This is a genomic window from Pseudonocardia lutea, assembly GCF_042658055.1.
Classification (GTDB): Bacteria; Actinomycetota; Actinomycetes; order Mycobacteriales; family Pseudonocardiaceae; genus Pseudonocardia; species Pseudonocardia lutea.
The window spans coordinates 68491-85748 of the sequence record NZ_JBHSQK010000019.1 but is presented as its reverse complement, the minus strand read 5'-3'; the positions used below and the strand labels follow the sequence as shown (position 1 = coordinate 85748).

The 17258-nt window shown below is 74.5% G+C and carries 16 protein-coding genes; 4 read left to right on the top strand and 12 right to left on the bottom strand.

Features of this window, described 5'->3' with window-relative positions; all coding sequences use genetic code 11:
• Positions 1-5 precede the first annotated feature (5 nt).
• Genes ACFQH9_RS10295 through ACFQH9_RS10265 form a run of 7 tightly spaced genes read right to left on the bottom strand, consistent with a single transcriptional unit; the run spans position 6 to position 8359 of the window.
• A complete protein-coding gene (locus ACFQH9_RS10295) occupies positions 6-2042 on the bottom strand; it encodes a bifunctional aldolase/short-chain dehydrogenase (RefSeq protein ID WP_379565808.1) in 2037 nt (678 codons plus the stop codon).
• 54 nt (positions 2043-2096) lie between these two features.
• Positions 2097-3248, bottom strand: a complete 1152-nt coding sequence (rhaI, locus tag ACFQH9_RS10290; protein ID WP_379565718.1) for an L-rhamnose isomerase — start codon at positions 3246-3248, stop codon at positions 2097-2099.
• Entirely contained in the window at positions 3248-3589 is a 342-nt protein-coding gene (locus ACFQH9_RS10285) for an L-rhamnose mutarotase (protein ID WP_379565717.1), read from the bottom strand. The genes rhaI and ACFQH9_RS10285 overlap by 1 nt, the downstream gene beginning before the upstream one ends.
• Before the next feature lie 55 nt (positions 3590-3644).
• Entirely contained in the window at positions 3645-4712 is a 1068-nt protein-coding gene (gene rhaS, locus ACFQH9_RS10280) for a rhamnose ABC transporter substrate-binding protein (protein WP_379565716.1), read from the bottom strand.
• Between the two features lie 13 nt (positions 4713-4725).
• Positions 4726-5775, bottom strand: a complete 1050-nt coding sequence (locus ACFQH9_RS10275; protein ID WP_379565715.1) for an ABC transporter permease — start codon at positions 5773-5775, stop codon at positions 4726-4728.
• Positions 5772-6839: an ABC transporter permease gene (locus ACFQH9_RS10270; RefSeq protein ID WP_379565714.1), complete on the bottom strand. Its 1068-nt coding sequence runs from the start codon at positions 6837-6839 to the stop codon at positions 5772-5774. The genes ACFQH9_RS10275 and ACFQH9_RS10270 overlap by 4 nt, the downstream gene beginning before the upstream one ends.
• On the bottom strand, positions 6836-8359 hold the full coding sequence (locus ACFQH9_RS10265) for a sugar ABC transporter ATP-binding protein (RefSeq protein WP_379565713.1): 1524 nt from the start codon (positions 8357-8359) through the stop codon (positions 6836-6838). The genes ACFQH9_RS10270 and ACFQH9_RS10265 overlap by 4 nt, the downstream gene beginning before the upstream one ends.
• Before the next feature lie 241 nt (positions 8360-8600).
• Between ACFQH9_RS10265 and ACFQH9_RS10260 the strand changes: the two genes are divergently transcribed.
• Positions 8601-9599: a LacI family DNA-binding transcriptional regulator gene (locus tag ACFQH9_RS10260; protein WP_379565807.1), complete on the top strand. Its 999-nt coding sequence runs from the start codon at positions 8601-8603 to the stop codon at positions 9597-9599.
• Positions 9600-9709: 110 nt separating this feature from the next.
• Here ACFQH9_RS10260 and ACFQH9_RS10255 read toward each other — a convergent pair whose 3' ends face one another.
• The 3 genes from ACFQH9_RS10255 to ACFQH9_RS10245 form a co-directional block, all read right to left on the bottom strand.
• Positions 9710-10867, bottom strand: a complete 1158-nt coding sequence (locus ACFQH9_RS10255) for a coiled-coil domain-containing protein (protein WP_379565712.1) — start codon at positions 10865-10867, stop codon at positions 9710-9712.
• 277 nt (positions 10868-11144) lie between these two features.
• Positions 11145-11432: a hypothetical protein gene (locus ACFQH9_RS10250; RefSeq protein ID WP_379565711.1), complete on the bottom strand. Its 288-nt coding sequence runs from the start codon at positions 11430-11432 to the stop codon at positions 11145-11147.
• Between the two features lie 118 nt (positions 11433-11550).
• On the bottom strand, positions 11551-12729 hold the full coding sequence (locus ACFQH9_RS10245; protein ID WP_379565710.1) for a fumarylacetoacetate hydrolase family protein: 1179 nt from the start codon (positions 12727-12729) through the stop codon (positions 11551-11553).
• Positions 12730-12874: 145 nt separating this feature from the next.
• Here ACFQH9_RS10245 and ACFQH9_RS10240 point away from each other — a divergent pair, with 145 nt between their 5' ends.
• From ACFQH9_RS10240 to ACFQH9_RS10230, 3 genes are all read left to right on the top strand, one after another.
• A complete protein-coding gene (locus ACFQH9_RS10240) occupies positions 12875-13099 on the top strand; it encodes an FDXHR family putative zinc-binding protein (protein WP_379565709.1) in 225 nt (74 codons plus the stop codon).
• 120 nt (positions 13100-13219) lie between these two features.
• On the top strand, positions 13220-14308 hold the full coding sequence (locus ACFQH9_RS10235; RefSeq protein ID WP_379565708.1) for an S-(hydroxymethyl)mycothiol dehydrogenase: 1089 nt from the start codon (positions 13220-13222) through the stop codon (positions 14306-14308).
• The gene (locus tag ACFQH9_RS10230; protein ID WP_379565707.1) at positions 14308-14958 is read left to right on the top strand and encodes an MBL fold metallo-hydrolase; all 651 of its coding nucleotides are present in this window, start codon (positions 14308-14310) and stop codon (positions 14956-14958) included. The genes ACFQH9_RS10235 and ACFQH9_RS10230 overlap by 1 nt, the downstream gene beginning before the upstream one ends.
• 120 nt (positions 14959-15078) lie before the next feature.
• On the opposite strand, the gene ACFQH9_RS10225 is transcribed toward ACFQH9_RS10230, so the two are convergent.
• Both ACFQH9_RS10225 and mtnA read right to left on the bottom strand, forming a co-directional pair.
• Complete coding sequence (locus tag ACFQH9_RS10225) at positions 15079-16221, bottom strand: MFS transporter (protein WP_379565706.1); 1143 nt, start codon at positions 16219-16221, stop codon at positions 15079-15081.
• An 8-nt stretch (positions 16222-16229) separates the two neighbouring features.
• Positions 16230-17150 carry an S-methyl-5-thioribose-1-phosphate isomerase gene (gene mtnA, locus ACFQH9_RS10220; protein ID WP_379565806.1) on the bottom strand — a complete coding sequence of 307 codons (921 nt, stop codon included), beginning with the start codon at positions 17148-17150 and terminating at the stop codon, positions 16230-16232.
• Positions 17151-17258 lie beyond the last annotated feature (108 nt).

Sequence of the window (17258 nt, the reverse complement as noted above, 5' to 3'; positions counted from 1 at the left end):
CTTTCTCAGCGGAGGAAGGCGGCGGCCACGCCGGCGTCGACGGGCACGTGCAGGCCGGTGGTGTGCGACAGCTCCCCGGCGGTCAGCACGAAGACCGCGGCGGCGACGTGCTCGGGCAGCACCTCGCGCTTGAGCAGGGTGCGCCGGGCGTAGAAGGCGCCGAGGTCCTCCTCGGCCACGCCGTAGACGGCCGCGCGCTGGGCGCCCCAGCCGCCGGCGAAGATCCCCGAGCCGCGGACGACGCCGTCCGGGTTGACCCCGTTGACCCGGATCCCGTGCTCGCCGAGCTCGGCGGCGAGCAGCCGGACCTGGTGGGCCTGGTCGGCCTTCGCCGCGCCGTAGGCGACGTTGTTGGGGCCGGCGAACACGCCGTTCTTCGAGGCGATGTAGACGAGGTCGCCGCCGAGCCCCTGCGCGATCATGACCCGGGCCGCGGCCCGGGAGACGAGGAACGAGCCCTTCGCCATGACGTCGTGCTGCAGGTCCCAGTCGGCGTCGGTGGTCTCCAGCAGCGGCTTGGAGACGGACAGCCCGGCGTTGTTGACGACCAGGTCCACCCCGCCGAAGGCCAGGGCGGCGGCGTCCACGGCGGCGGCGACCGCCCCGGGGTCGGTCACGTCGACGGTCACCGGCACCGCGACGTCGGCGCTGCCCAGCTCCGCCGCGACGGTCGCCGCGGCCCCGGCGTCCCGGTCGGCGACGACGACGCAGGCCCCCTCCGCGGCCAGGCGGTGCGCGATCGCCCGCCCGATGCCCGACCCGCCGCCCGTGACCAGTGCGATCCGCGCGGCCAGCGGCTTCGGCTTCGGCATCCGGGCGAGCTTGGCCTCCTCCAGCGCCCAGTACTCGATGCGGAACTTCTCCGACTCCGGGATCGGGGCGTAGGTGGAGAGCGCCTCGGCGCCGCGCATGACGTTGATCGCGTTGACGTAGAACTCCCCCGCCACGCGCGCGGTCTGCGCGTTCGCGCCGAAGGAGAACATGCCGACGCCCGGGACCAGCACGATCGCCGGGTCCGCGCCGCGCATCGCCGGCGAGTCCGGGGTGGCGTGCCGCTCGTAGTAGGCGCGGTAGTCCTCCCGGTAGGCCGCGTGCAGCTCGCGCAGCCGGGCCACCGCGTCCTCCAGCGGGGCCGCGGGCGGCAGGTCCAGCACGAGCGGGCGGACCTTCGTGCGCAGGAAGTGGTCCGGGCAGGAGGTGCCGAGCGCCGCCAGCGCCTCGAGCTTGTCCCGGGACAGGAAGTCCAGCACGACGTCGGAGTCGGTCCAGTGCCCGACCTGCCGGCGGTCGGTGGAGGCCAGCCCGCGGATCACCGGGGCGAGCGCCGCCGCCCGGGACCGGCGCTCGGCCCCGGGCAGCGGCTCGAAGCCGGGGCGCACCGGGCCGAAGGGCTCCGCCGCACCCCGGGAGCCGATGGCGGCCTGGGCCGTCGCGATGATCTCCCGGGAGTTCCGCTCGCACTCCTCGCTGGTCGCGCCCCACGCGGTGATGCCGTGTCCGCCGAGGATCACGCCGACGGCCTGCGGGTCGGCCGCCCGCACCGCCGCGATGTCGAGACCGAGCTGGAAGCCCGGGCGCCGCCACGGCACCCAGACCACCCGGTCGCCGAAGATCTCCTTGGTCAGCGCCTCGCCGTCGGCCGCGCAGGCGATCGCGATGCCGGCGTCGGGGTGCAGGTGGTCGACGTGCGGCGCCTCGACCAGCCCGTGCATCGCGGTGTCGATCGACGGCGCCGCCCCGCCCCGCCCGTGCAGGCAGTAGTCGAACGCGGCGACCATCTCGTCCTCGCGCTCGACGCCCGGGTACACGTCGGCCAGCGCGCGCAGCCGGTCCAGCCGCAGCACGGCCAGGCCCGTCTCGGTGAGCGTGCCGAGGTCGCCGCCGGAGCCCTTGACCCACAGCAGGTCCACCGGGCCGCCGGTCACCGGGTCGGTCCCGGTGCCCTTCGCCGAGGTGTTGCCCCCGGCGTAGTTGGTCGTGGTCGGGTCGGCGCCCAACCGGTTGCTGCGGGCGATCAGGTCGCGGACGGCCTGCGGGGTCATGGTGTCCTCTCGGGTCACGGACGGGACGGGGCTGCGGGAGGGGGACGGGGCGGGTCAGGCGCCCCAGCCGGCCTGCACGCCGCCCACCCGGGCGGCCTCGATCTCCTGCTGGTGGCCGGAGGCGTGGTAGGCGGCGACGGGATCGGGGTCGAGGCCCTGCTCGGCGCGCAGCTCGCGCAGCCGCGGCCGGACGTCGGTGGAGTAGGCGTCCATCAGCACCGCGTTGGCGGCCAGCACGTCGCCGGCGGACTGGGCGGCGGCGAGCGCGTCGGCGTCGACGAGCAGCGCCTTGGCGGCGGCCTCCTGCACGTTGAGCACCGAGCGGATGATCGCGGGGATCTTCGCCTCGATGTTGTGGCACTGGTCGAGCATGAAGGCGATGCCCGCGTCGGCCAGGGCGTCGGCGGAGACGATCTCGTGCAGGATCCGGAACAGCTGGAAGGGGTCCGCGGCGCCGACCATCAGGTCGTCGTCGGCGTAGAAGCGGGAGTTGAAGTCGAAGGCACCGAGCCGGCCCGCGCGCAGCAGGAACGCGACGATGAACTCGATGTTGGTGCCGGGCGCGTGGTGGCCGGTGTCGATGCACACCGCGGCCTTCTCGCCCAGCTCGAGGCAGTGCGCGTACGAGGTGCCCCAGTCCGGCACGTCCGTGGTGTAGAAGGCGGGCTCGAAGAGCTTGTACTCCAGCAGCATCCGCTGGTCCGGGCCGAGCCGGTCGTACACCTGGTGCAGCGCCTCGCCCAACCGGTCCTGCCGGGCCCGGATCGAGTCCTGGCCGGGGTAGTTGGTGCCGTCGGCGAACCAGAGCTTGAGGTCCTTCGACCCGGTCGCGTCCATGATGTCCACGCACTCGAGCAGGTGCGCGACCGCCTTGCGGCGCACCGCCGGATCGGGGTTGGTGACCGAGCCGAGCTTGTAGTCGTCGTCCTGGAAGACGTTGGCGTTGATCGCGCCGATGCCGAGCCCCAGGTCCGCGGCGTGCTTGGCCAGCGCGGCGTAGTCGTCGACGCGGTCCCACGGGATGTGCAGCGCCACGGTCGGCGCGGCGCCGGTGAGCCGGTGCACGACGGCCGCGTCGGCGATCTTCTCCCAGGGGTCGCGCGGCACCCCGGCCTGCGCGAACACCTTGAACCGGGTGCCGGAGTTGGCGTACGCCCAGGAGGGGGTCTCGATCCGCAGCCGGCGGACCTCCGCCACGTCTCGCATCACACGGTCTCCACTTCGGACAGCTGGTCCTCGAGGTGGAACACCTCGTCGAGGACCTGGAAGGTCTCGTCGGGTCGGGCACCGTCGAAGAACGGGGCCATGGCGGCCTGCCACCGGGCGTTCACCCCGGTGGCGGCCATCGCGGCCTGCGCGGCGGCGAGGTCGTCGGCCTCGACGTAGCCGACGAGCAGGCCGTCGGACTCGCGCAGGTGCAGGGAGTAGTTGCGCCAGCCGCTGTCGCGCAGGGCCCGGAGCATGTCCGGCCACACCGCCCGGTGGCGCTCGCGGTACTCGGCCACGCGGTCGGGCCGGACCCGGAGCAGGAAGCAGTAGCGCGGCATCGCCGCACCTCCCCCCGGGCCGGGGCGGGCGACGGGCCCGCCCCGGCCGGGCACGTCAGAAGTCGAACTGGTCGATGTTGGCGGAGTCGAACACCGTCGGCGGGCCGAGGACGATCTCGCCGCCGGCGCCGATGGTGTAGTCGCCGAGCTTGCCGGCGGAGAAGGTCTCGCCCTCCTTGCCGGTGATCTTGCCGGAGGACAGGGCGACGCCGGCGTACCCGGCGAGGTAGCCGATGTCGGCCGGGTTCCACAGCGCGAACTGGCTGACGGTGCCGTCCTTGACGTACTCGCGCATCTGGTTCGGCGTCCCGAGCCCGGTCACCGCGACCTTGCCCTTGTAGCTGGAGCTGCTGACGTACCGCGCGGTCGCGGCGATGCCGACGGTGGTCGGCGAGACGATCGCCTTGAGGTTCGGGTAGGTCTGCAGCAGGCCCTGGGCCTCCTGGAAGGACTTCTGGTCGTCGTCGTTGCCGTACACGGTGGCGACGAGCTTCAGGCCGGCGTTCTCCGGCTTCTTGAGCTCCTCGTCGACGACCGCGATCCAGGCGTTCTGGTTGGTGGCGTTCGGGGTGGCCGACAGGATGGCGATCTCGCCCTGGCCGCCGGTCAGGTTGCGGGTCATCTCGACCAGCTTCCGGCCGATGCCCTCGGTGGTCGCCTGGTTGACGAACACGTCGCGGCACTCCTTCGCCGCGTCGGAGTCGAAGGAGACGACCTTGATCCCGGCCTGCCGGGCCTGCTGCAGCGAGGGGCAGACGGCGTTGGCGTCGTTCGCGGCGATCCCGATGACGTCCTGCTGCTGCTGGATCAGCGTGTTGATGTAGCTGACCTGCGAGGAGGCGCTGGCGTCGTTCGGCCCGACCAGCTTGTACTCGCCCTTGAGCTCGGTCAGCGCGTTCTGCCCGCCGCCGACCTCGATGTCGCTGTAGGGGTTGTTGAGCTGCTTGGGCAGGAAGGCCATCTTGACGCCCTCCTTCATCGCCGCGTTCGGGTCGGCGACCGCGGAGCCGCCCGTGGAGCCCGAGCCCGAGGCGGCCGAGTCCTTCGTCGTGCCGCCGCAGGCCGTGAGACCCACGGCCAGGACGAGCCCGAGGGCGACGGGCGCGAATCTGCGCAGGGACATGGAGTGCTTCCTCTCAGGAGGACCGGGCGACCGGCATCGGTGACGGAGGGGTCTGCGGGGCGGGCGGCGGTGCCGCGGAGGGTGGGCCGGCCCGCCGGGTCGCCGCGCGGATCCGCGCGACGACGTTCGGCGCGAGCACCGAGACCACCAGCAGCACGCCGGTGACCACGGAGAGCGCCTCGTTGGTGACGTCGGCCAGGCGCAGGGCGTTCTGCAGCGAGGCCAGGAGGGCGACGCCGGCGAGGACGCCCCAGAGCGTCCCGGTGCCGCCGAAGATGGAGACGCCGCCGAGCAGCACCGCCGCGACGACGGCGAGCTCCAGGCCGGCGCCGTTGTCGGCGCGGGCCGAGGAGTAGCGCAGCGTCCACAGCACGCCGGCCAGCGCGCACACCGCACCGGACACGACGTAGAGCCAGAACTTCAGGGTGGTCACGCGGGTCCCGGCGAACCGGGCCGCCTCCGCGTTGGCCCCCGTCGCGAAGACCCGCCGGCCCGTCGGCGTGGCGTGCAGGACCACGCCGAACACCAGGCCGAGGACCACCAGCGGGATCAGCAGGTTCGGGATCGGGGTGCCGGGGATCGTGCCGGTGACCCAGCTGGTGTACGCGGCGGGGAACTGGGCGACCGCGCGGTCGCCGAGGACCACGAACGCGAGCCCGCGGTAGAGCGCCAGCGTGCCGATCGTGACGGCCAGCGAGGGCAGCCCGAAGATCGTCACGAAGGTGCCGTTGACGGCGCCGAGCACGGCGCCGACCACCAGGCACACCGGGATGATCGTCTCGATCGGCAGCCCGCCCTCCCACATCGCGCCCATGAGCGCGCTGGACAGGCCGAGCGTGCTGGCGACGGAGAGGTCGATCTCGCCGGTGGCCACGATGAAGGTCATCGGCAGCGCGATCAGCGCGATCGGGGCCAGGTCGAGGACCAGGAACGAGACGTTGCGCCCGGTCCCGAAGTTGTCCACCACCAGCGAGGCGACCACCAGGAAGAGGACGAGGAGGCCGATGACGGCCGCGTCCCAGCCGGTGAGCCGGCCGAACAGGTCGCGAGCGCCGTGCTTCACGAGGTGCCTCCCGTCCGGCTGCGCGCGGCGTCGCGGCGCAGCACGGCGGCCACCCGCAGGGCGAGCAGCCGGTCGATGCCGATGGCCAGCAGGATCAGCGCGCCCACGATCGCCTGCTGCCAGAACTGGTCGATGCCCAGGACCGGCAGCGCGCTGCCGATCGTGGTGAGCAGCAGCGCGCCCAGGGCCGCGCCCCAGACGGTGCCGCTGCCGCCGAACACCGCCACCCCGCCGACCACGACGGCGGCGACGACGTCGAGCTCGTAGCCGGTGCCCGCGGCGGCGTCGATCGTGCCGAACCGGGCCGCGAACAACACGCCCGCCAGCCCGGCGGCGGCCCCGCTGACCACGAACGCCGCCAGCGCGCGCCGGCCGGTCGGGATGCCCGCCAGCCGGGCCGCCTCGGGGTTGGAGCCCATCGCGTAGAGCTCGCGCCCGGACCGGTAGCTGCGCAGCACGATCCCGGCGGCGACCAGCACCACCAGCCCGATGAGGATCAGCCACGGCACGCCGAGGACCGACGCGGTGCCGAAGGCCAGGAAGTGGCCCGGCAGCTCGTCGGCGTTGATCTGCTGGCCGCCGGCCCAGAAGAAGCCGACGCCGCGGAAGATGTACAGGGTGCCGAGCGTGACCACCAGCGCGGGTACGTTGCCGAACCGGACCAGCGCCCCGTTGACCAGGCCGCAGCCGGCGCCGAAGCCGATCCCGACGAGCAGCGCGACGACCACCGGCGTGCCCGGCGCGGCCTGCAGCAGGGTGCCCACCGCGAACGCGGAGAGCCCGAGCACCGAGCCGACGGACAGGTCGATGTTGCGGGTGATCACCACGACCGCCTGGCCGACGGCGAGCACCACCATGATCGACGCGCCCAGCAGCAGGTCCCGGACGCTCTGCCCGGACAGGAAGCGCGGGTTCGCCACGGCGGTCACGGCGACGAGCGCGACCAGGGCGAGCACGATGCCCAGCTCGCGGGCCCGCAGCAGCGTCCGCGTGCGGGAGCGGGCGGCCCGGTCCGCGGCGGGCCGGTCCGTGGCCGGGGCCCCGTTCTCCGACAGCAGCGTCATGCCGCCACCCCCGCGCCGGTCGCCGCCCGCATCACCGTCTCCTCGGTCGCCTCGGCGCGCGGGATCTCGGCGACCAGCCGCCCCTCCCGCATCACCAGGACCCGGTCGGCCATCCCCAGCACCTCGGGCAGCTCCGAGGACACCATCACCACCGCCACCCCTTCCGCGGCCAGCTCGGCGAGCAGTCGGTGCACCTCGGCCTTGGTGCCGACGTCGATGCCGCGGGTGGGCTCGTCGACGATCAGCACCGAGGGGCTGGTGGACAGCCACTTCGCCAGCACGACCTTCTGCTGGTTGCCGCCGGACAGCCGCCCGACCGGATCGGTCAGCCGCTCGTACTTCGTGCGCAGCCGGGCCGTCCAGTCCGCCGCCAGCCGCCGCTCGGCACCGCCGGTGAGCAGGCCGAACCGGGACAGCGCCCGCAGCCGGGTGGACGCGACGTTCCGGGCGATCGAGGCCTCGAGCACGAGCCCCTGCTGGCGGCGGTCCTCGGGCACCAGCGCGATCCCGGCCCGCATCGCCGCCGTGGGCGAGTGCGGCTTCAGCCGCCGGCCGTGGACCCGGACCTCGCCGGTGTCGCGCGGGTCGACCCCGAACACCGCCTGCACGACCTCGGAGCGGCCCGCGCCCACCAGCCCCGCCAGCGCCACCACCTCACCGGCCCGGACCTCGAAGCCGACGTCGGTGAACACGCCGGCGCGGCCGAGGCCCTCGACACTCAGCACGACCTCGCCCGGGGTGGTGTCCCGGTGCGCGAACAGCTGCTCCAGCGGCCGGCCGACCATCCGTCTGACCATCTCGTCGACGGTCAGGTCGGCGATCGGGTCGGTCGAGACGTGCGTCCCGTCCCGCATGATCGTCACGCGCTGGCACAGCGCCGTGATCTCCTCGAAGCGGTGCGAGATGAACAGCAGGGCGGCGCCGTCGGCCTGGAGGCCGCGGGCCACGGTGAACAGCCGCTCGACCTCGACGCCGGTCAGCGCGGCCGTCGGCTCGTCCATCACGATGACCCGGGCGTCGCGCGAGATGGCCTTGGCGATCTCGACGATCTGCTGGTCGGCGATGGACAGCCCGCGCGCCGGGCGCTCCGGGTCGATCGGCACGCCGAGCCGGGCGAAGAGGGCCTCGGCCCGGGCGTTGACCGCGGCCCGGTCGATGCGCCGCAGGGACTTCAGCGGCTGGCGGCCCATCGCGATGTTCTCCGCGACGGACAGGTCGGGGAAGAGCGTGGGCTCCTGGTAGATCACCGCGATGCCGGCGGCCAGCGCATCGGCGGGCGAGTCCAGCGCGACCGGCTCCCCGTCCAGCTCGAGCGTGCCGGCGTCGGGACGGTGCACCCCGGCCAGCATCTTCACGATCGTGGACTTGCCGGCGCCGTTCTCGCCGACCAGCGCGTGCACCTCGCCCGCGTGGAGCGGGAACGAGACGTCCCGGACCGCCGCGACGGCCCCGAAGGACTTCGCGACGGAGCGCACGTGCAGCAGCGGCCGCTCCGGGTCCCGGCTGTCAGGAACAGCCATGGATCCTCCTCCAGCCTCGTTGGTGAAAGGCGCTATGAAAGGTTTCATAACGTGGTGCGGGCGACAGTAGGGTGCCCTCGACGGCACCGTCAAGGGCGAGTTCGCGCCCGTGACCGAGGCGTGATGCCGTACGGTGAACGCGGCGGGGGCCAGCGCGACCACGCGGTGGGGCACGGGTTCCTGTGACGTTTCAGAGCGCGGTCGGGAGGGCGCGGTGTCCGGACCCAACGGGGCCCCGAGCATGAAGGACGTGGCGGCGGCCGCCGGCGTCTCCCTCGGCACCGTGTCCAACGTGCTCAACCGGCCCGCCCAGGTCAGCGAGCGCACCCGGGCGCGGGTGCACGCCGCCATCGACGCGCTCGGCTTCGTGCGCAACGAGTCCGCCCGCCAGCTGCGGTCCGGCCGCAGCCGCACGCTCGCCTACGTGGTGCTCGACGCGGCCAACCCGTTCTTCGCCGACGTCGCCCGGGGCGTGCAGGACGCGGCCGACGCCGCCGGCCTGGCGGTCTACCTCTGCAACAGCGACGAGGACGCCGGTCGCCAGACCGCCTACCTGGAGCTGCTCGAACAGCAGCGGGTGGAGGGCGTGCTGGTCACCCCGATCGACCCGCAGGACCCCCTGCTCGACCTCCTCCCCCGCCGCGGCACGCCGGTGGTGGTGGTCGACCGGGGCGCGGGGCCGAACCGCTGCTCGGCCACGGTCGACGACGAGCTCGGCGGCGATCTCGCGGTCACCCACCTGCTCGACACCGGGCACCGGCGGATCGCCTACGTCGGCGGGCCGATGTCGATCGGCCAGGTCACCGACCGCCTCGCCGGTGCCCGCAGGGCGCTCGAGCGGGCGGGCGCCGCGCCGCCGACCGTGCTGGAGACCGCGGCGCTCAACGTCGCCGAGGGCCGGCGCGCCGGGGAACGCCTGCTCGGCCTGCCCGCCGCCCGCCGCCCCACCGCGGCCTTCTGCGCCAACGACCTGCTCGCGCTCGGCCTGCTCCAGCAGATGGTCCGGCACGGCCTGCGGGTGCCCGACGACCTCGCGATCGTCGGCTACGACGACATCGAGTTCGCCGAGGCCGCGGCCGTCCCGCTGACCTCGGTCAGCCAGCCCCGGCACCTGCTCGGCCGGACCGCCACCGAGCTGCTGCTCGAGGAGTCCCGCGGCGGCCCGGACCACGAGCACCGCCAGGTGGTGTTCGCCCCCGAGCTGGTCGTGCGGGCCTCGACCCGGGTCCGCCCCACCTGACGGCACCGGGCCGGCCCCTCGGCTCGTGGTCAGCCCGCCGCCGACGCCGAGGGTCCGACCGAGGCACGGACGGCACGACGCGGTGTTCCGCGCGGTCGTCGAGGCCGTGGTCAGCCCGGGAAGTGCGGCATGAGGGTGCCGGCGCGGCGGCGCAGCCCGTCGATCGTCGCCAGGTCCTCGTCGATGTCCTTCAGGTCCGCTGCCACCTTCTCCAGCCCCTCGACGGCGGAGAGCGCCGCCCCGAGGCGCGCGTCGAGCTCGTCGTCCCGGCGGGTGAGCGCGGCCGTGACCGCGCGGCGCAGCTCGGCGTTGGCCGAGCGCGCGGCGTCCCGGACCTGCTTGCCGACGGTCAGCTGGAACTCGTCGACCATGCTCCGCACCGCGGTGCGCACCTCCGCCCGCCGACGGTCGAGGCCGCGCTTGCGCTCCCCGCTCAGCGCGGCGCCGCCGAGCCCGATCGCGCCCAGGCACGCGCCGGTGACCAGCATCCACACCGGCACGGCGACGCCGAGGAAGCGGGTGAGCACGAAGGCCATCATGATCCCGCCGTACGAGGGCATGACCACGGTGAGCAGGCGAGCGGGGATCGGGGTCCGCCCCGCGTCGCCCGCGGGCGGCTCCTCGATCGCGGCCACGGTCTCCGCGCCCGGCGGGACCGGGATCGCCGGCATCGGGAGCCGCTCGGTCAGCTCCGTGCCCTCGGTCAGCCGGTCCGCGACGACCCGGACGCCGTAGTCCAGCTCCACGCGGAGCCGATCGGCCTCGGCGGCCAGCCGCCCGCGGAACCGCCCCATGATCTCGGCCCGCTCCTTGCCCGGGTCGTGCTCGCCGATGTCCCGCTCGGTGTCCACGACCACCGCCCGCGTGCGGGTGCGCAGGGAGAACTCGACGTCCGAGGTCAGGCCGGCGAAGCCGTCGCCGAGGATCTGCGACCACTCCCGCGACACGCCGCGCAGCCGCGCGGAGCGCGTGCGCAGCGCGCCCAGCTCGGCGCGCAGCCGGGCGGCGCGGGCGGGGTCGGACAGCGCGGCGCGCCGGTAGCGCAGGTCGGAGCGGAGCGAGTCGAGGGCCCGGAGGAGCTCCTGGGAGGCCCGGCGCATCGCGGCGACCCGGCGCCCGGCGGTCGTGGCGCTCGTCAGCTCGTCGCGGGCCGCGCGCAGTCGGCGGGCCAGGTCCTCGCGGTCGTTGGCCTCCGCGCCGGCGAGGGTGGCGCCGAGCAGGTCGAGCGCCTCGTCGACGGGGTTGCGGGCGGGTTCCGGCGTGGCCACGACCGGGCTCCTCCTGGGGCGGGAACGGGCCGCGCAGGGCCCGCGGGGAACGTGCGTGACGGCCGGGGCGCGTGGGCGTCCCGGCCGTCGGCGGCGCGGGAGACCCGCGCCCCGTGCGCCGTCGGTGGCGGGGTCAGTGGACCACGCCGCCGCCGTGGTCGTGCCCGGAGTGCTCGTGGTGCTGGTGCCCGTGGTCCTCGTGGTCGCGGTTCTTCCAGTCGTGGTCGTCGTGCTTCCAGTCGTGNGACCCGCGCCCCGTGCGCCGTCGGTGGCGGGGTCAGTGGACCACGCCGCCGCCGTGGTCGTGCCCGGAGTGCTCGTGGTGCTGGTGCCCGTGGTCCTCGTGGTCGCGGTTCTTCCAGTCGTGGTCGTCGTGCTTCCAGTCGTGCTCGTCGTGCTTCCAGTCCTGGTCGTCGTGCTTCCAGTCCTGGTCGTCGTGCTTCCAGTCGTGGTCGTGGTGCTCGTCGTGCTCGTCGTGCTTGTCGTGCTTGTCGTGGTGCTCGTGCTTGTCGTGGTGCTTGTCGCCGTGGTGGCTCTTGTCGTGCGAGCTCTTGAAGTCCGGCATCTCCGGTCTCCGTCCTCGTGGGCGCGACCGGGTGATCCCGGCCGTCGGTATGACCGTCACCACACGCTCGCTGATACGCCGCGTGTCGTTACCCGTTGCGCCCGTCGGGGGAGCCGCGTCAGTACGCGGGGAGGACGGTGCCGCGCACCTCACCGAGGGAGAACCGGCCGCCGTCCGGGCGCGGGGCGCTGGCGACGATCGAGACCTCGTCGCCGTCGTGGAGGTAGTGCCGGGTCGTGCCGTCCGACAGGGCGAACTCGTCGCGGCCGCCCCAGGTCAGCTCGAGCAGGCAGCCGCGCTGGTCGCGGCGGGGCCCGGACACGGTGCCGGAGCCGAGCAGGTCGCCGGGCCGGATCGGGGCGCCGTTCGTGGTCAGGTGCGTGACGAGCTGGGCCGGCGTCCAGTACAGGTCCCCGCCCGGCGGGGTCGAGATCCGCTCGCCGTTGAGCCGCACCTCGAAGGTCACGTCGAGGCCGCGGTCGGCCTTGCCCAGCAGGTACGGCAACGGCTGCGGGTCCCGGGCGGGCGGCTCGGTCCAGGCCCCGGCCAGCTCGTCGAGCGGGGTGACCCAGGCGGAGACGGAGGTGGCGAAGGACTTGCCCAGCAGCGGGCCGAGCGGGCGGGACTCCCAGGACTGGATGTCGCGCGCCGACCAGTCGTTGAGCAGGACCACGCCGAAGACGTGGTCGAGCGCCTCCTCCAGCGCCACCGGCCCGGTGGTCGTGCCGCCGAGCACGAGGCCCAGCTCGGCCTCGAAGTCCAGCGCCCTCGTCGGGCCCAGGTCGCCGGGACCGCGCTGGCCCACGGGCCGGACGACGGGACTGCCGCTGACGTACACCGTGCCGGCGCGGCCGTGGTACCCGACCGGGAGGTGCTTCCAGTTCGGGGGGACCCCCGCGCCCGGCTTGGCGATGGCGGCCGCGTTGGCCGCGTGCTGCTCGCAGGCGAAGAAGTCGACGTAGTCGGCCACGGTGAAGGGCAGCACCGGGACGACGCCGGCGTGCGGCAGGGCGTACGGCGCCAGCCGCTCGGGATCGCCCAGCCACGAGGCCAGCCACTCGCGGACCTCGCGCCAGGCGGGTCGCCCGGCCGCGAGCAGGCCGTCGAGCGTGGGCTCGGCGAGGAGGCCGGGGTGCGGGCCGTCCTGGGCGGCGGCCAGCGTCCCGACGTCGATGTAGGCCGTGCCGGCGGGCGCCACGATCCGGGAGGGCCCGGGGCGGCCCGACCCGGCCACGACGCCGAGCGCGGTGCCCAGCGGCGGGTCCGGCGGGAGCAGGTCGGCGGCCGTCCGCGTCATGCGGGCACGCTACCCCGGATGCGCGGTTCCCCCTCCCGTGCACGGATCGGCCGGAGCGCGGGCCCGTGGGTGTTCCGGGTTGCGCGCGACACGGTGGTGATCACCGCGACGGATTCTGTCGGTGCCGGCACGTACCCTCGCGGCCGTGGCGTCCACCGACCTGATCCGGGTGACCTGTTGCGGCTCGTCGTGGGTCGGGGCGGACCGCGCGCACTGCTGCCGCCGATTCGGGGGTTGCGGTGCGGTGTTCGACGACGCGAGGCTCTTCGACGCGCACCGGCCGAAGGGTGCGTGCACCGACCCCCGCGGGCTGGACATGGTGCAGACGAAGAACGGCATCTGGCTGCGCGCGCTCGACCTCGCAGGCTGAGCGGGCCCGGCCCACGGGGGCCTCCGGGGCGAGGGATGCCGGGGCGGCACGCGCGCGACGCATGAAAGGGTCACGATGCGCGCATCCGGCGCGGCGTGGACCGACACAGGAGTGAGAAGCATGGCGCAAGAGGTCCGTGGGGTCGTCTCCCTCGAGAAGGGCAAGCCGGTCTCCGTCGAGACGATCGTGGTCCCGGACCCGGGTCCCGGCGAGGCGGTCGTGCAGATCCAGGCGTGCGGGGTCTGCCACACCGACCTGCACTACCGGGAGGGCGGGATCAACGACGAGTTCCCGTTCCTGCTCGGGCACGAGGCCGCAGGGGTCGTGGAGTCGGTCGGTGAGGGCGTGACCGAGGTCGCCCCGGGCGATTTCGTGATCCTGAACTGGCGCGCGGTGTGCGGCGAGTGCCGGGCGTGTCGCAAGGGCAAGCCCTGGTACTGCTTCAACACGCACAACGCGAAGCAGAAGATGACGCTGACGAGCGGCCAGGAGCTGTCGCCGGCGCTGGGCATCGGCGCGTTCGTGGAGAAGACCCTCGTCGCGGCCGGCCAGTGCACCAAGGTCAACCCGGCGGTGACGCCGCAGGTGGCCGGCCTGCTGGGCTGTGGGGTCATGGCCGGCATCGGCGCGGCCATCAACACCGGCGGCGTGGGCCGCGGCGACTCCATCGCGGTCATCGGCTGCGGCGGCGTGGGCGACGCGGCCATCGCCGGGGCCACCCTGGCCGGCGCGACCACGATCATCGCCGTGGACACCGACGACCGGAAGCTGGAGTGGGCCAAGGGCTTCGGCGCCACCCACACCGTCAACGCCAGGTCGACGGACGCCGTCGAGGCCATCAAGGAGGCCACGGACGGCTTCGGCGCGGACGTCGTGGTCGACGCGGTCGGCCGCCCGGAGACCTGGAAGCAGGCCTTCTTCGCCCGCGACCTGGCCGGCACCGTGGTGCTGGTGGGGGTGCCGACCCCGGACCTGAAGGCGCCGGAGATCCCGCTGATCGAGTACTTCGGCCGCGGCGGTTCGCTCAAGTCCTCCTGGTACGGCGACTGCCTGCCCTCCCGGGACTTCCCGATGCTGGTCGACCTGCACCTGCAGGGCCGGCTGCCGCTGGACAAGTTCGTCAGCGAGGAGATCGGGCTGGACGACATCGAGACCGCCTTCGAGAAGATGCACCACGGCGACGTGCTGCGCTCGGTGGTGGTCCTCTGATGACCGCGCCGGAGGGCCTGCACAAGGGCCCGATCGACCACGTCGTCACGCACGGCACGTTCTCCCTGGACGGGGGCACGTGGGAGGTGGACAACAACGTCTGGGTGGTCGGCGACGAGAACGAGGTCGTCGTGATCGACGCCGCGCACGACCCGGAGGCCATCGGCGCGATCATCGCCGGACGCCGCGTGGTGGCGGTGGTGTGCACGCACGCCCACGACGACCACGTCAACCAGGCCCCGCGGCTGGCCGACACGTTCAACGCGCCGATCCTGCTCAACCCGGCCGAGGCGCCGCTGTGGGAGATGACCCACCCCAACCGCACCCCGGACCGGGAGATCGCCGACGGCCAGGTGATCAAGGCCGGTGGGATCGAGCTCCGCGCGCTGGTCACCCCGGGGCACTCCCCCGGCTCGACCTGCCTCTACGCGCCCGAGCTGACCACGGTGTTCACCGGCGACACCCTGTTCAACGGCGGGCCCGGGGCCACCGGGCGCTCGTACTCGAGCTTCGACACGATCATCGACTCGATCCGCGGCACCCTGCTGCCCCTGCCCGGCGACACCACCGTCCGGACCGGGCACGGCGACTCCACCACCATCGGCTCCGAGGCCCCGCACCTCGAGGAGTGGATCGCCCGGGGCCACTGACCCCTTGAGAGGCACGAACGGCACTGTCGCTCGTTCCCGGTGAGCGAGAGTGCCGTTCGGGCTTCTGCGGCAGCCAGGTTCTGGGCGGTCAGGTCCTGGGGCGGTCAGGTCCTGGGGCGGTCAGGTCCTGGGGCGGCGGGTGAGGGGCAGCACGGCGAGGAGCAGGAGGGCGGCGGCGCCGAAGGCGGCGCGGAAGCCGAAGGGCTCGGCGATGGCGCCGAGGCCGCTCGACCCGGCGCCCGTGCCGGCGTCGAACCCGATGTTCCACGCCGCGCTCGCGGCCCCGTAGCGGGCCGGCCCGGCGACGGCGAACAGCGAGACCAGCGAGTCGTTCTGGACGAACCCGAAGCCGGCGCCCACCGCGAGCCCGCCGACGACGAGCAGCCAGGGCGCGCCCCCGACCGCCAGCACCTCCAGACCCATCCCCGCCGCCGCGAGCAGCGTGCCCGGCAGCAGCAGCCGGCCGGGCCCGCGCCGGTCGACCAGCCCGCCCGCGAGACCGCGCCCGACGACGCCGCCGAGGGCGACCGCGAACAGCGCGACGGGGGCGACGGCGGTCGCGGCCGGCGCGGCCAGCGGCAGGAAGGTGACCAGCCCGCCCTGCGCCAGCGAGCAGGCGAGCATCGCCACCATCGGCCCCGTGCCCCCACACCACCCCCGGACGACGGCGGCGCCGAGCTCCGCGGGGTCGTCGCCCCGCGGCCGCGCGGGCAGCGGGCGCGCGGCCCGCAGGAAGGGCGTGGCCGCCGCCCCGAGCAGCGGCGCGATCCCGGCGGCGAGGAACACGCCCGGGAACCCGAGCAGGTCGACGGTCGCCACCCCGAGGGGCAGCAGGATCAGCTGGGGGATCCCGATCGCGTACCCGTACCGCGCCGACGCCCGCCCGTGCTCGGCGGGCGGCACCAGCTCGGCCACCAGCGCGCTCCCGGCCACGGTGAGCAGGCCGAAGCCGATCCCGCGGATCGCGCAGACCAGGAGCACCGGCCCGAGCTCCGCGGTGAGCAGCAGGAACGGCGCCGGCGCTCCCAGCAGCACCAGCCCGGCACAGAGCACCACCCGGTAGCCGAGCCGCCGGAGCAGGGCCGGCACCGCGAGCTGGGTGGCGACGGTGGTGGCCATCAGCACCCCGGTCGTCGTCCCGGCGCCGAACTCGCCCGCGCCGCCACGGCTGACCCACAGCGGCAGCACCGGCAGCAGCAGCGCGTGCCCGCCGAAGCCGAGCACGGTCACGACCAGCATCAGCCGGAAGGCGGCGGTCCTCACCGGGGGCCTCAGGGTCGCCAGGTGCGGGTGTCGGTCACGATCGCCGTGACCAGCTCCGCCGGCGTGACGTCGAAGGCCGGGTTCCAGGCGTCGGCCCCGGCCACGACCTCCCCCGGGTCCCGCTCCTCGATCTCGACGGCGGCCCCGTCCGGGGTCGCCGGGTCGACGGTGGTCTCCGGCGCCGCGACGACGAACGGGATCCCGGCCCGCGCCGCCGCGAGGGCCAGGGGATAGGTCCCGATCTTGTTGGCGACGTCGCCGTTCGCGGCGATCCGGTCCGCCCCGACCACCACGGCGTCGACCAGCCCGCGGGCGATCACCGACGCGGCCGCGCCGTCGACGACGACCCGGTGCGGCACGCCGAGCGCCTGCAGCTCGACGGCGGTGATCCGCGCGCCCTGCAGCAGCGGGCGCGTCTCGTCGGCGACCACCAGCTCCACCCGGCCCGAGGCGTGCAGCGACCGCACGACCCCGAGCGCCGTCCCCCACTCCACGCAGGCCAGCGCCCCCGCGTTGCAGTGCGTGTGCAGCCGCAGCGGGCGCTCCCCGCACAGCTCCTCCAGCAGGGCGGCGCCGCGCGCGCCGATCGCCCGGCAGGCGGCGACGTCCTCGTCCCGGAAGGCGTGCGCCGCGGCCAGGGGATCGGGGGCCGCGAGCGCCCGCTCCACGCCCCGCCGCAGGTTCACGGCGGTGGGCCGGGCCGAGGCGATGCGCTCGGCGTCGGCCGCCAGATCGCCCCCGCTGCGCGCGGCGAGCGCCACCCCGTACGCCCCTGCGACCCCCAGCGCGGGCGCCCCGCGCACGACGAGCCGCCGGATGGCGTCGACCAGCCCGTCGACCTCCCGGATCTCCACCCGGTGCACCTCGGGCAGCCGGGTCTGGTCGAGCAGCACGATCCGGTCGCGCTCCCAGGTGATCGTCGGCGGCAGGTCCCGGGGACCGGTGGTGGAGCACACGCGTGAACCTTCTCAGAACGAGACGGCACGGGCCGTCACCGCACCCTATGCTCGCCGAGCCCTTAGAGTGATCTCCATCGA